Here is a 13,805-nt window from a genome sequence, read left to right as displayed (position 1 = left end):
TAGCGTCAATGACGGAAAACATTCATAAACATCGCATTCTCATCCTGGACTTCGGTTCGCAGTACACTCAGCTGGTGGCGCGTCGCGTACGTGAACTGGGCGTTTACTGTGAGCTGTGGGCATGGGATGTCACGGAAGCACAGATTCGCGAATTCAATCCAAGCGGCATCATCCTGTCCGGCGGCCCGGAAAGCACTACCGAAGAGAACAGCCCGCGCGCGCCGCAGTACGTGTTCGAAGCTGGCGTGCCGGTATTCGGCGTCTGCTACGGTATGCAGACCATGGCAATGCAGTTGGGCGGCCACGTAGAAGGCTCTAACGAGCGCGAGTTTGGCTATGCGCAGGTAGAAGTCGTCACCGACAGCGCGCTGGTGCGCGGTATCGAAGACTCCCTGACCGCAGACGGCAAACCGCTGCTGGACGTGTGGATGAGCCACGGCGACAAAGTCACCGCCATCCCGTCTGACTTCGTGACCGTTGCCAGCACCGAAAGCTGCCCGTTCGCGATTATGGCGAACGAAGAAAAACGCTTCTACGGCGTGCAGTTCCACCCGGAAGTGACCCACACCCGTCAGGGGATGCGCATGCTGGAGCGCTTCGTGCGCGACATCTGCCAGTGTGAAGCCCTGTGGACCCCGGCTAAAATCATCGACGACGCCGTTGAGCGTATCCGCCAGCAGGTTGGCGATGACAAAGTGATCCTCGGCCTCTCCGGCGGCGTGGACTCCTCCGTAACCGCGATGCTGCTGCACCGCGCCATCGGTAAAAACCTGACCTGCGTCTTCGTGGACAACGGTCTGCTGCGTCTGAATGAAGCCCAGCAGGTCATGGACATGTTTGGCGACCACTTCGGTCTGAACATCGTTCACGTGGAAGGCGAGCAGCGCTTCCTGGACGCGCTGAAAGGCGAGAACGATCCGGAAGCGAAGCGTAAGATCATCGGCCGCGTGTTTGTGGAAGTGTTCGACGAAGAAGCGCTGAAGCTGGAAGACGTGAAGTGGCTGGCTCAGGGTACCATCTACCCGGACGTGATCGAATCTGCGGCCTCCGCCACCGGTAAAGCACACGTCATCAAATCTCACCACAACGTGGGCGGCCTGCCGAAAGAGATGAAGATGGGCCTGGTTGAACCGCTGCGCGAGCTGTTCAAAGACGAAGTGCGTAAGATCGGTCTGGAACTGGGTCTGCCGTACGACATGCTCTACCGTCACCCGTTCCCGGGTCCGGGTCTGGGCGTGCGCGTGCTGGGCGAAGTGAAGAAAGAGTACTGCGACCTGCTGCGTCGCGCGGATGCTATCTTCATCGAAGAGCTGCACAAAGCTGACCTGTACAACAAAGTGAGCCAGGCGTTCACCGTGTTCCTGCCGGTTCGCTCCGTTGGCGTAATGGGAGATGGCCGCAAGTACGACTGGGTTGTTTCCCTGCGTGCGGTGGAAACCATCGACTTCATGACCGCGCACTGGGCGCACCTGCCGTATGACTTCTTAGGCCGCGTGTCTAACCGCATCATCAACGAAGTTAACGGTATTTCCCGCGTGGTGTATGACATCAGCGGTAAGCCACCGGCTACGATTGAGTGGGAATGATTTCCCAACCGGAAACGTCTGGTACTAACAGGTTCTAAATTATCTCTAAGCCCGCAGATTGCGGGCTTTTTTTTGTCCATGGCGGCTGGCAACACCATGCGTGGTTTGAACGTGGTATTTTGATAGGGGGGATTTATCGGTAAAACTATGTATTACACCTGATACCATGACGCGCCAATTTAAACCTAAATCTTCTCGCTCTCGCGTTGTCAGGCGAGTGCCAAAAGCGGACAATCTTCGTCCGATGTGACTTTACAGAGCCCCACATATGGTTCGGATATAATGGGTCGCGAGTAGAATCTGGTTGTAATGATGATTGAACTGCGCGTGTTCAAGCTGTATATGCCTTCAGTGTTATGGATCCTGAGCAGCTATAGCGCGGCTATCTGGAGCGGCACGGCAAGTTGATGGCATTTTACAATGAAAAGGCAAACAATGAATTAAAAATGAAACTTCAATTAATTTTTTTTAGGTCGTCCTCCCTTGCACCATTCAATTTTTCCTTTTATTATCCAAAAGTGACATCCACAGTCATTTTTTTGATGTATTGAAGGTTTAACTGTTGGTCGGTTTAAATAATCATATGTTACGTTCCACCTAGGACGTCTTGTTTGATTAAGAGAAAGGGATATCATTTCTCCACAGTTGCCGGGGCATTTTAAGCAGGCCCATTTCTCAATATTTCCATCAACGACAAAAATAAGGTCGTCACTCCTCAAGTTTTTATTTAAAGGAAATGTTTCTGATCTTCTAATAAGTAGATCGAAATTTATAAACTTGGCCCAGCTTAAAAATTTTGCGAAAAAACGCCCCATCAACTACCTACCCTATCCAAAAATGGAATGATATCTGCTCTTCCCCAATTTTCTTGACTGGCACATAATTGGCATCCTGAAACCGGTAAACAGGTGTTTGCTCTATCTTCTGAAATATCGAAGCGACGTATACGTCCTGCTTTCATACCATTTTCTCCTTGGAATGCGGTTAACCCTTGGAGAAGCTCATTGACCGCCATGCAAGCAGTTTCGGTAGTAAAGGTTATAACAACAGGAGCTGGGTCTCCGCCTCCTAGAACGTATGCCTCTGCTTTTCGACGTTCATATTCTTCTGGATTTGAGCGCTTCAAAGCTTCGTCTCTGGCAGTGACGGGATTGATTAACCTACGGCATAGCAAACAGGGAGCCCCAGGTGCGACCAACGTAACTCGGCCTGCCATCTCATAGGTGCGGTTTTTGCTGGCAGGTATGATACGAACTCCCATATCAAGAACAGCGATGCCATAAAAATAAGCTAATCTGTTCAGAAATAATCGGCCATCATGATCATCAGTGCAGCCAAAAATCACGTCACAAGATTTTAAAGCATCTCTTACTTTAGTGTCTCCAACCCAACCTTTGAAAATAGCAACATTTGTTCCCAAATCAGCATTCGAAATTTCCCGGGCAATAACCTCGACTTTTGGTACTCGGTTCAATGCATCGTCTCTTCTGGCACCATGGACTCGGTTTAAATTCGACAATTCGATTACATCATCGTCTATAAGGAGCAATTTCCCAACGCCAAGTCTTGCCAGCAACATTGCCGTAGGACTTCCCGTACCACCACAGCCAATAATACCAACTCGTAACCCTTTCACCGTAGAGTTAAACAGTGGGCCAAATAAACGGGCTTGCCTGTCAAACATTTCAGCATCAGCTGATTCTTTATTACCATGAAAAGTTAACGATCGACCCGAAACGATAATTGCTTCAAATATCTCCTCGTGGCTTGGTGTGGTCCATAACCGTGAGCAGAAAGAGCCGTCTCCACCTAAAACTACACTCACAAAAGTATGACCATCGCCTGAACGATTCGATAAGATTTTAAGCAAATCTTTTTCGTTACGGGTGTCCTGTTCAGAGAAAAATGCGTAACTACCTGGATGAGTGTGCACGATCCCTAAGATAAGATCTTCTCTTTCAGCTAATTTAAGAAGCTTGACAAATGTACGGGTAGACCAAGTTACATGAACATCAGAAGACGATATCTTTTCCTCTTCTGGGACCGGAATTATTTTGTGGGAAACAAGGCGCTGGCGCGCCTTGCCTGACCACGGGTCATTTTGAATACAAACTTTGCCGAAGAGTATATACGCTGAGTTTTCACGATCTCCGTCAGTTTGCAGAATAGAATTAAGTTCATCCTTATGAGCTTCCAACAAAATCATGTCCATAATTATCCCGCCTCGGCCAGTGCCAGCTCAATGCGTTTCACCATGGTGTGCAAACCATCTACACCGGGACGCCATTCATTGTTATGCCGTGACCAGCGTTGCCAATCCTGGCCCGCAAACGCATGAGTTACATTTGCAGCACGTGGGTCAGTCGCGTTAGCCAAGAGTTTTAACCAAGGCGTGCAGTAGAACATGTCTGGTGGGCAGTCAGGATAGCCTGCAGGAAGCATAATCAAAACATCAACAACATCTGAAGTAAACTTTCCCACTGGTAACTGGACTCCTTTCAATATCACACCGGACTGACCCGATTCTGAACACTCTTCAAAAATAATATTTCGACTTTCAAGATATGCAGCGTCTCGACGGGGAAGGAAAGATGAAAGCCCTTCGGTTGTTTGCGCAATCGCAGTAAAGAAGCGTTCCAGGCCAGGGCGAGATATATCGACCATATCTTCATCACGTATCAACATGTCTTCGCTTTTACGCATCTCTTGATAAACATCGTGAGTCGTGGCTTCGACACCTGCCAGTTTCTTAAGAACAGATCCTGAAATGGTCGTGGCACCCCACACAAAATCACGTCCATCCAAGATAAAACGGTAAAGGTCTGCAGCTTTGAACAGAATCACCTTTTCAGCCCCTTTTTCCCGAAGATCAAAACGTTCATCTTCACGTAGGGTTTCTAGTGCCCCATCTGAAAGCCATGCCACGGCAATGTGCTCATCAGTCGGGCGGACATTCGCGGCTTCCAGAATCTGTCGTCCCGTTACGATAGGATCCGGGATCGTGATGCTACGAAAGTTTAATTCAGCGTCACCAATCAGGATGGAGTACGCATGCTCAGATAAACCGGTTGAATGACTCATGCTAACCTCTTGTTTTCAGCATAGTTATGTGTTGCTTAATAATGATTCTCGAAGAAGCCCCGATAGATGAACTGTCTCCTTAATCATCAGACCCGCCATGTATTCTGTTTAATGAATCCTGTTTAACCAGATGTCAAAAAAAAGGATCCATTGACGATACAATAGATCCTTTTTCTGCTTAATGGAAGCCCTTTAAGCAGAAATACCGATAATTTTATAGATAAATTCTTTACCACCGCTCTCGGCTGACTCTTCCGAGCGTAAAAGGAAGCCTTCTTCCGCGAGACGCTTAAGCCGTGTGCTTGCATTCTGGACACTAATGTCAAGACCTGCCGCGGCCTCAGCAGTAGTGGTTTTATGTTTTTTTACTATGAAATCAAGAAGCGTTTTATTTGAAGCTGAAGTCTCAGGTCCCAAGAACCGGCACTGCTCTCCCTTCCAGCATGTCAGTGGCTGTTCTCCAGAAAGAGCAGCACCATGAAGATTAGAAATCAAATCTTCATCGCTGACATCGCAGATGTAAAAAGCAATTTCGCGGCTATAGCGTTTTACTGAATAAATCACAGATTCACGGAAGAAAGAAACGTCTGCGCTCTGGATGTTAGCAAGCGAAATGCCTACCTCCGAGGCACCGATAAGTTTTGCAATGTCATCAACTAGGTTAGCATGGGCCTTCCTCCCTTTAGTTGTACCGTAAGGATTAGGTTCACCAGCATATTTTATCAAGTTAAGGATATAATTTTTCTGTTTCATAGCACGAGTTTAATCAGAAATTTTTGGCGATGTCAAAGAGAACTCGAACACAACATGAGTTCCTGCCAATTTTGGCAAATTGAGGTCCCAGTGTTTTTTCTCAAGTGCCCCGTTCGAATAACTCAGATTAACTGAAAAGTTTTCCTGCCTTATTGTCACTTTTGCTTTAAGCAACTCGGCTTTCTCACGACTGGTATGAAGGCCTGCGCCCCGTCCCTTACCTGTTCTGCTTAAGCCTCCGTGTTTCATTGCATAAAGGATAAGTTTTGGATCCGAGGCAGTGGCTCCTGAAGGGAACATAGCGGCAATTTTAGGAAAATGCTCAGCCAGAGCAGGGCGTAGAGTTGCACAGATCCCTTTTCCACTATCTGAAACCACAACTACTACAGATTGCCTGTTACCAGGAGAGTAACACTGAAGCCCAGCGAAACCTGGTATAGGTGTTTCGGAATGATCTTCTACGTTACCCACCATTTCCGCAACGACTGTGAAGAGCTTAGTCGCTTCGTTATGTCCGAAAACGCTTATAAAACTATCACGTATTCGGGACGGCACATTCTCGTCAGTCCCTAACTCAAGAAGCTCAACCAATGAAATACTTTTAGCTTTATAGACTTCAGAATCTTCAACTGCGGGTCTTTGAGGTAGGACAATAATTTCAGGTGCTAAGCGGGCAAAAAAACAGGCCCGATTCAAGTATGAGACTGTTGATTTATTATTCGTAAAATCGAGTGTGACGATTTTACCAGCGTCAGCCAATTGATTAGACAAAGCCAGTAGCCTGGCTACAGCACAGAGCAACAATCGTTGCTCTCCAACAATTTCAATGATGACTTGGTCGATGTTGCACTCAAGAGGGGAGCCTTGTTCCTTTAAAGCAACTTCAAAATCATTCTGAGTAATCCATTTTTTCTGAGATTTGAGTGAAAGTTTGCAAACGGCACTTCCCCTAATTGACCATTCAAAGCTCTCATTTTTATGAAAAACATCCGGTTTTTTATGCAAAATCTGGTTAAGCTCTTTTCGGGCCATACCCAGTTCACGTGCCAGTTCATTTGCTTTTAAACCAGGTTTTTTTAATATTAGATTTATAATACTTGTAAGCATAGTTGGTTCAATTAAATTGAAAGTGAGTCGTGATGATTTATGCTTCTAATCATCTAGTTAGGTTCACACTCCTAAGAAAAAACGAAATATCATACACCATTACTCCCCTCTTAAAACATTAGTTTTTTGATGCGTCCTGACCTGCTCACTGTTAACTAATAGACGGTTATGTACGTAAAATCTGTATGTGCCATAAAACTATAAACTTCAGCCCCTCGCTCATACCGGACCTAACCCGCCCTACAAGCCCACTCCGTGTAGAGCATAGTCGTTCGGCTCTCTAAAATCGCATGACTCACCTGGATAGGGCCCTTACAATTGCCTCCGAGCCGAACTTGCGACAACTGTTAGGTCAACCAAAAGCTAAACGGGGCGTTTCCTGCTGAAACTCAGAACCATCCAGGATATTACACCCCTTATGAATGGTTCCACCGCGCCCGTTGCAAAGCTGGCACTCATTAACCAACGGAGATTATCATCTTGAACAAGGCAATACTCGCATGCTCTGTGGCCGCGCTGCTGGCCGTGTCCTCCATGTCCGTCCAGGCCAAATCCCCCGCCAGGCTCAAGTCGCCAGTATCGGGCGTGCTCTGCGACCGATATGTATGTGCCAATGACAAGGGATTATCCCGCGAGTTGACAGAGACATATCTCGGTCAGAAGGCTGCTGCAAACGAGGTGTTCACGTCGAGCAATGTCGATCTGACCGAATTCACCTTTGCCAACGGTATTTTCTGCGATGTGAAGGAACGACTGTGCCGTGAAGATCGCTATTATGGCGCGAACGGACAGCGCTCCGGGGCTCTATCTAAAAAGTTCACAAAGCTGCTCTTTGGCGAATAATGGTGATGAAAAGAGACGACGTTATAGAAATATAAATTATATTTTGCAGTATATATTATAAATAATGACGTGGTTGTCAAAATTAAATTTCTCGTTAAAAGTTGTATTGCGGAATATTACTCCATTACTACCCTTTAGCTGAGCGTAACAGTGAAGCGGTCTGGTTACGTGAATTCCCATTCACTACCATGAGCGAATAAAGGAATGAAAAACCGCATAATTATTGTCGGCGGCGGCACGGGAGGGACGATTGTCGCCAACCTGCTGGCCAGAAAATTACGGCGTGAAATTGCTGCCGGTCAGGTGGAGTTGATGCTGATCTCCGAATCGCCGGTGCATTACTACAAACCGGCGTTTATGTATGTCGCGTTTAACCTCTTCCACCACCATGAACTGGCTCGGCCTGAACGGCAGTTGCTGAGTCCGGAAATTCGATTTATTACCGATAAGATTGAATCTTTCGATTTTAAACAGCGTCGACTGTACGGTGCCAGTAAGCAATATTACGATTGGGACCTGCTGGTTATCGCAACCGGCTGCACGCCTTTCCCCCAAAAAATACCAGGCCTTGCCGAAGCGGGCGACCATTTTTATCAATATGCGGCGGCAAGACAATTAGCGCATAAGCTCGCCACCATTCAAAAGGGGCGAATATTTATTACCGTCTCTTTCCCGGAAACACCGAATGTTCCCCATCAGTGCGGCATCGCCCCCATTGAAACCACGCTCATGGTTGACGGCTATCTGCGTCAGCGCGGCGTACGTAATCAGGTTGAGATTGTTTACACTTATCCGACCGTAGCGCAGCTGCTGCGAAACTGTCTGTTCCTGCAGCGTCCGGTTGGGGAGGCGCTGGGCGATATTTTTGCTGCCAAAGGAATACAGCATCAGCGCGGCTTTACCTTAAGCCATGTCGATCCTGACAGCAAAATTGCTTATTCCGCCGAGGGCGATTCACAGAACTTCGACATCCTGATGGCAACGCCTCCCGTCAGGGCAGTAGAAGCGGTGCGTAATACGGGCCTCAGTGAAGTTCATAACGGTGAAGGCTGGCTGCCGACGGATCACCAAACGCTGGGCGTCTACGGCTTAGAAGGGGTGTATGTGATAGGCGATACCGTTGATCTCCCTATCAGTAAAGCCGGGGGATCGTGCCACAATCAGGCGCCGATCGTTGCCGATAACATTGTGGCGGAGCTGTACGGCAGACCGCCCGGAAGCGGTAACCATTATGATGGACGAGTTCAGGCCGTCGCGCAGATGGGGCTCTGGGCGGGCATGCCGCTGGTGTATGACTATCGCAATGATGTCACGCCTATGCCGGCAACAAAACTCGGCGGCATGCTGCGAAACGGCTTTAACCGCGGACTGTATTGGGGCGTTGTGAGGGGGATGTTCTGATGAGTGACCAGGAAAAGTTACTAAAAAGCCTTGCCCCGCTGATGGCGGGCAATCGCCTGAATAATCTGGTTGATCTGCTCGCCGTGGTAGCAGACCTGCTGGAAATGACCGATAACGCGATGGTCGAAAAAATGGCCGGTGTTTTTGAAGACGTTGTGACCGTCGGCTGGGAGGGTGGAACCGCGCTACGCATGGCGTGGGGAGAGCAAATTAACCGGGAAGGAGATATCTCGCTTCGGCAGGTGTTCGCCGCGCTCAACGATCCTGATACCCGCCGCGGCATCATGCTTTTACTGCGGGTGTTACAGATTACGGGGCAACGTCTGAATTCCCTTTCTTCCGTCAGTTATTCTGATTGCCCCGAGATAAGGAGTCGTTAATGTCTGGCTGATGCTCTTCAGGCGGCCGGGTATCGGCTATGCCTTACCCGGCCCACCAAACTGCACTGGGGCTATTTCTCCCCGCCACCCAGCCGATACGCCAGCGCCACCACCAGCGACTGCACCAGGCACAGCGTTGCCGACTGAGACCGGAACGCGTCCACCTGTGCCTCTTTCACCACAAAGCAGAGATCGCTGAATGTCGCCAGGGGGCTTATCTGGCTGTCCGTAATCACGATCTGCCGCGCGCCGACGCTGGCGGCGGTTTCGCTGACCATCACCGTCTCTTCCGCGTATGGCGAGAAGCTGATCGACACCACAATGTCGCGCGCCTTAATGCGGCTGATCTGCTCGCGCAGCATGCCGCCCATGCCGTCGAGCAGGATAGGGCGACACTCGAGGTGGCTCAGGGCGTAGGTGAGGTAGGCCGCAACGCTAAAGGAGCGGCGCAGTCCGGCAATATAGATGGTGTCGGCATCGGTCAACAGCTGTACCGCGCGCTCCAGCATCTCCGGTTCGGCGCGGGCGGCCAGCTGCTGCAGCGCCTGGGCGTTTGAACGGGCAAACTCCTGCAGGATATCGAGCGGCGTCTCCGGCACGGCCTCGCTCTCCATCTCGCGGAACAGCCGGGCGCGGTCGCTGTAGCTGGCGGTCTCCTCCACCAGGTTCATGCGAAACAGCTGTTTCATTTCGTTGAAGCCGGTGAAGTCAAAGGCGTTGGCAAAGCGGATCAGCGTCGACGGCGGCACGTCGGCGCGCTCGGCAATGACGGCAACCGTATCAAAGGCCACGCTGTTGGTGTTATCCAGCACGTAGCGGGAGACCTGCTGCAGCCTCTTGCTCAGGCTATCGTAGCGATCGCGGATTTGCTGCTGCAGTTCGTTCAGGCTGGTTGCTGTCGTCATGTTATCCCCCAAATACAGTCATATGATTCTAAACGCAAAACCGCGTTTTTTAAATGTCGGCCATCCATCTGGCAGCAAAAATGAAACAGAAGCTTCAGTCATTTCCTCGCCCGAAAAGTCTTAATAGCGCACGCGGCGTCAGTGTTGTTGGCTGTTAACATAAAAATCCATCCTTGATCACAATAATCATCATTTATTTTATTTCAACTTAAAATGGAATATTTGTTTCATATATAGTGTTCAGTACACAGCGTTCAGGTAACAGTCACGTATCAACAGCGAGAGGTTAAGGATGGAGACGGTAGCGAATTTTATTCACGGCGAATGTGTCACCGGTTCAGGCCAGCGCGTTCAGGCGATCTTCAACCCGGCCACCGGCGAGCAGATCCGCCAGGTGGTGATGAGTACGGCGCGGGAAACCGAACAGGCGATTGCCGCCGCGCAGCAGGCGTTTCCGGCGTGGGCGCGCCATGCTCCGCTGAAGCGCGCGCGCGTGATGTTCCGCTTCAAGGCGCTTCTGGAGGAGAATATGGAGCGCCTGGCCCGCATCATCAGCGAAGAGCACGGCAAGGTCTTCTCCGACGCGGTGGGCGAACTGACCCGCGGCCTGGAAGTGGTGGAATTTGCCTGCGGTATCCCGCATCTGCAAAAGGGGGAACACTCTGCAAACGTCGGCACCGGCGTTGACAGCCACTCGCTGATGCAGCCGCTCGGGGTCTGCGCCGGGATCACGCCGTTTAACTTCCCGGCGATGGTGCCGATGTGGATGTTCCCGATTGCGCTGGCGACCGGCAACACCTTCGTGCTGAAACCGTCGGAAAAAGATCCTTCTCTGGCACTGGCGCTGGCGCAGCTGCTGAAAGAGGCCGGCCTGCCGGACGGCGTGTTTAACGTGGTGCAGGGCGATAAGGAGTCCGTTGACGTGCTTCTGACCGACCCGCGCGTGCAGGCGGTGAGCTTTGTCGGCTCCACGCCAATTGCGGAATACATTTACCAGACCGCGTCCGCCCACGGTAAGCGCTGTCAGGCGCTGGGCGGCGCGAAAAACCACTGCATATTAATGCCGGATGCCGACATGGAAATGGCGACCAATGCCATCATGGGCGCGGCCTACGGCGCGGCGGGGGAACGCTGCATGGCGCTCTCGGTGGTGCTGGCGGTGAGCGATAAAACCGCCGATGACCTCTGCGCCCGGCTGGAAAAACAGATTGCCGCACTGCGCGTCGGGCCGGGTCTGGACCAGACGCCGGAAAACGAAATGGGGCCGCTCATCTCCTCCGCGCACCGCAGCAAGGTGCTGGGCTACATCGACAGCGGGGAAGCGCAGGGGGCGAAACTTCGCGTGGACGGCCGTGGCTTCAGCGTGAAGGGGCACGAGCAGGGCTATTTCGTCGGGCCGACGCTTTTCGATGACGTCACCCCGGAGATGACCATCTATAAAGAAGAAATTTTTGGCCCGGTGCTTTCTGTGGTGCGCGTAGCAGATTACGCCAGCGCGGTGGATCTCATTAACCGCCATGAATATGGTAATGGCTCGGCCATTTTCACCCGTGACGGCGGCTGCGCGCGCCGCTTCTGCGAAGAGGTGCAGGCGGGCATGGTGGGCGTCAACGTGCCGATTCCGGTGCCGATGGCGTTCCACAGCTTCGGCGGCTGGAAGCGTTCCATCTTTGGCGCGCTCAACGTCCACGGCAACGACGGCGTGCGCTTCTACACCCGAATGAAAACCATCACCGCGCGCTGGCCGGAAATGCAGCAGGAGACAGGCGCTGCGTTCTCCATGCCGACGCTGGGCTGACAGGAGGTTTTATGCAAACCGAACGTATGACCATGGCGCAGGCGCTGGTCCGGTTCCTTAATCAACAGTACGTCAGCGTGGACGGCGATGAAACGCCCTTTGTCGAGGGCGTCGCCACCATCTTTGGTCACGGCAACGTGCTCGGTATCGGCCAGGCGCTGGAGCAGGACCCGGGCCATCTGCAGGTGATGCAGGGCTGCAACGAGCAGGGCATCGCCCACATGGCGACGGGGTTCGCCAAACAGCACCGCCGTCAGCGTATTTTTGCTGTCACCTCCTCCGTCGGGCCGGGCGCCGCCAATATGGTGACCGCCGCGGCAACCGCCACGGCGAACCGCATCCCGCTGCTGCTGCTGCCGGGAGACATCTACGCCAGCCGCCAGCCGGACCCTGTGCTGCAGCAGATTGAGCAGTATCACGACCTCAGCATCAGCACCAACGACTGCTTCCGCCCGGTCTCACGCTACTGGGACCGCATTAACCGTCCCGAGCAGCTGATGAGCGCCATGTTAAGCGCGATGCGAACGCTTACTGACCCCGCGAATACCGGAGCGGTGACTATCTGCCTGCCGCAGGACGTGCAGGGAGAAGCCTGGGACTACCCGCTGAGCTTCTTCGCGCGTCGCGTGCACCACATCGAGCGCCGTCCGCCCGATCCGCAGCGTCTGGCGCAGGCGCGGGCGCTTATCGCCCGCAAGCGTCGTCCGCTGGTGGTGTGCGGCGGTGGCGTGCGCTATTCCGGCGCGCATGAGGCGTTTCGCGAATTTGTCGAGACGCTGCAGCTGCCGTTTGCCGAAACCCAGGCCGGAAAGGGGGCGCTGGTAAGTGACCACCCACTTAATCTGGGTGGCGTGGGGGTGACGGGCGGAATGGCCGCCAACCAGCTCGCGCCACAGGCCGACCTGGTGATCGGCATCGGCACGCGCCTGACCGACTTTACCACTGGCTCCAAGGTGCTCTTTTCCCACCCGGACGTTGAATTCCTGCTGCTGAACGTGGCCGAGTTTGACGCCCTGAAGCTGGACGCCACCGCGCTGGTTGCCGATGCCCAAACCGGGCTGCAGGCCTTGACCCACGCGCTCAGGGATTACCGCAGCGGCTGGGGAGAGGCAATCGCCCAGGCGAAATCCGCGTGGCGCGACGAGTGCCGCCGCCTGTGGGATCGCCAGTGGCGTCCTGACGACGCGCCGGAAGTGGCGGGGCACCTGGATGCGCAGCTGGCGGAATACGGCGAGGTGCTCAACACCCGCCTGACCCAGACGCGGGTACTGGGGCTGATCAACCAGCATATTGAAGATAACGCCATCGTGGTGGGCGCGGCCGGTTCGCTGCCGGGGGATTTACAGCGCCTCTGGCAGGTCAAAACGCCGGACAGCTATCATCTGGAGTACGGCTACTCCTGCATGGGCTACGAGATTGCGGCGGCCATCGGCGCGAAGCTCGCCCGACCCGAACAGCCGGTATACGCCATGGTGGGGGATGGCTCCTACATGATGCTGCACTCCGAGCTGCAAACCGCGGTGCAGGAGGGCATTAAGGTCACCGTTCTGCTGTTTGATAACGCCAGCTTCGGCTGCATTAACAACCTGCAGATGGGGCACGGCATGGGCAGCTTTGGCACGGAAAACCGCCGTCGCAACCCGGAAACCGGGCGGCTTGACGGGCCGCTGGTGAAGGTCGATTTTGCGCAAAATGCGGAAAGCTACGGCTGTCGCGCATGGCGAGTGAACGATGAGCAAAGCCTGCTGGCGGCGCTGGAGGCGTCACGCGCGCATCCGGGCCCGACGCTGCTGGACATCAAGGTATTGCCGAAGACCATGACCCACGATTACGCCTCCTGGTGGCGAACCGGCGACGCGCAGGTGGCGGCGTCGTCTGCCGTGCGTGAGGCCGCTGAGCAAACCCAGGCGCAGGTGAAAAAAGCCCGGCAGTATTGAGTTTTCCCGCCTTA

Annotated in this window: 12 protein-coding genes; 6 read left to right on the top strand and 6 right to left on the bottom strand. The window is 52.9% G+C overall.

Translation table 11 applies throughout. From position 1 onward, the window contains the following. The first annotated feature begins 8 nt into the window (after positions 1–8). A complete protein-coding gene (gene guaA / locus ABR39_RS09600) occupies positions 9–1,586 on the top strand; it encodes a glutamine-hydrolyzing GMP synthase (protein WP_006811514.1) in 1,578 nt (525 codons plus the stop codon). Between the two features lie 458 nt (positions 1,587–2,044). Here guaA and ABR39_RS26195 read toward each other — a convergent pair whose 3' ends face one another. From ABR39_RS26195 to ABR39_RS09580, 5 genes are all read right to left on the bottom strand, one after another. After that, entirely contained in the window at positions 2,045–2,401 is a 357-nt protein-coding gene (locus ABR39_RS26195) for a DUF6527 family protein (protein ID WP_072059230.1), read from the bottom strand. Next, the gene (locus ABR39_RS09595; RefSeq protein WP_047346745.1) at positions 2,401–3,798 is read right to left on the bottom strand and encodes a ThiF family adenylyltransferase; all 1,398 of its coding nucleotides are present in this window, start codon (positions 3,796–3,798) and stop codon (positions 2,401–2,403) included. The genes ABR39_RS26195 and ABR39_RS09595 overlap by 1 nt, the downstream gene beginning before the upstream one ends. A 2-nt stretch (positions 3,799–3,800) precedes the next feature. Next, positions 3,801–4,667: a multiubiquitin domain-containing protein gene (locus ABR39_RS09590; RefSeq protein ID WP_047346744.1), complete on the bottom strand. Its 867-nt coding sequence runs from the start codon at positions 4,665–4,667 to the stop codon at positions 3,801–3,803. A gap of 192 nt (positions 4,668–4,859) precedes the next feature. After that, positions 4,860–5,420, bottom strand: a complete 561-nt coding sequence (locus ABR39_RS09585; protein WP_047346743.1) for a MarR family transcriptional regulator — start codon at positions 5,418–5,420, stop codon at positions 4,860–4,862. A 9-nt stretch (positions 5,421–5,429) separates the two neighbouring features. Next, a complete protein-coding gene (locus ABR39_RS09580; protein ID WP_047346742.1) occupies positions 5,430–6,527 on the bottom strand; it encodes an ATPase in 1,098 nt (365 codons plus the stop codon). 480 nt (positions 6,528–7,007) lie between these two features. Between ABR39_RS09580 and ABR39_RS09575 the strand changes: the two genes are divergently transcribed. The 3 genes from ABR39_RS09575 (at position 7,008) to ABR39_RS09565 (ending at position 9,151) form a co-directional block, all read left to right on the top strand. Next, positions 7,008–7,370: a YcgJ family protein gene (locus tag ABR39_RS09575; RefSeq protein ID WP_346417664.1), complete on the top strand. Its 363-nt coding sequence runs from the start codon at positions 7,008–7,010 to the stop codon at positions 7,368–7,370. A 204-nt stretch (positions 7,371–7,574) separates the two neighbouring features. Continuing rightward, positions 7,575–8,771: an NAD(P)/FAD-dependent oxidoreductase gene (locus ABR39_RS09570; RefSeq protein WP_047346741.1), complete on the top strand. Its 1,197-nt coding sequence runs from the start codon at positions 7,575–7,577 to the stop codon at positions 8,769–8,771. Beyond that, a complete protein-coding gene (locus ABR39_RS09565) occupies positions 8,771–9,151 on the top strand; it encodes a DUF1641 domain-containing protein (protein ID WP_047346740.1) in 381 nt (126 codons plus the stop codon). Before ABR39_RS09570 ends, ABR39_RS09565 begins: the two co-directional genes overlap by 1 nt. Before the next feature lie 71 nt (positions 9,152–9,222). Here ABR39_RS09565 and ABR39_RS09560 read toward each other — a convergent pair whose 3' ends face one another. After that, positions 9,223–10,056, bottom strand: a complete 834-nt coding sequence (locus ABR39_RS09560; RefSeq protein ID WP_047346739.1) for a MurR/RpiR family transcriptional regulator — start codon at positions 10,054–10,056, stop codon at positions 9,223–9,225. A 292-nt stretch (positions 10,057–10,348) separates the two neighbouring features. Here ABR39_RS09560 and ABR39_RS09555 point away from each other — a divergent pair, with 292 nt between their 5' ends. Then, a complete protein-coding gene (locus ABR39_RS09555) occupies positions 10,349–11,854 on the top strand; it encodes a CoA-acylating methylmalonate-semialdehyde dehydrogenase (RefSeq protein WP_047346738.1) in 1,506 nt (501 codons plus the stop codon). 11 nt (positions 11,855–11,865) lie between these two features. Then, positions 11,866–13,791: a 3D-(3,5/4)-trihydroxycyclohexane-1,2-dione acylhydrolase (decyclizing) gene (iolD, locus tag ABR39_RS09550; RefSeq protein ID WP_047346737.1), complete on the top strand. Its 1,926-nt coding sequence runs from the start codon at positions 11,866–11,868 to the stop codon at positions 13,789–13,791. Positions 13,792–13,805: the final 14 nt, after the last annotated feature.

The organism is Enterobacter genomosp. O (assembly GCF_001022965.1).
GTDB lineage: Bacteria > Pseudomonadota > Gammaproteobacteria > Enterobacterales > Enterobacteriaceae > Enterobacter > Enterobacter cloacae_L.
The sequence above is the reverse complement of the archived record's forward strand: the minus strand, read 5'-3'. Positions and strand labels throughout refer to the sequence as shown.